This window comes from Bacillus sp. RHFS10 (assembly GCF_016757475.1).
Classification (GTDB): domain Bacteria; phylum Bacillota; class Bacilli; order Bacillales; family Bacillaceae; genus Bacillus; species Bacillus subtilis_G.
Window position 1 is genome coordinate 1 of sequence record NZ_JAESPO010000028.1, and the last position, 446, is coordinate 446.

The 446-nt window shown below is 63.0% G+C and carries 1 protein-coding gene; it reads right to left on the reverse strand.

What is annotated here, in order from left to right; all coding sequences use genetic code 11:
* The coding region (locus tag JMN17_RS21495) for a hypothetical protein (protein ID WP_202329214.1) at positions 1 to 357 on the reverse strand (357 nt) is incomplete at its 3' end.
* Positions 358 to 446 lie beyond the last annotated feature (89 nt).

The following is a 446-nucleotide window of genomic DNA, read 5'->3' on the forward strand; positions in this document are numbered from 1 at the left end:
GTCTGATTTGGAGCGGTACGCGGGCATCTGGAATGCGGACGCAAATCCGGCTGCCAGCAGCGCTTCTGCCGGAGCGTCATCCGCCACAGACATCAGGCCCACGCTGCGCGGATTGCGCGCCGAAGCCTCTTTGAACATGCGTCCCGCTAGCGACAGCCTCTCGAAAGTGGTGGCCTGCGCCCCTATGTATCCAAGTACGGCAAGTGTCTGCCTGCGATTGGCGAGAACGGTGGTGCGGACGGTACCCTTGGAAGGCTTTGAGCGCGCGTTGAGCTCCTGCCAGCGCTCGCTCTCCGGGAGCTGGTCGAATACGGATGCTGAAGGCGCATCTGGCACAATTATGAGCAGTGCGTCCATTTCAGCAGGGTCCGCTGAGGTCGCCCTGACGACCTCAGGAATTTCGGACGCCGGCAGTAGGGACGACGCCCCTGAACGCCCGGTACGGC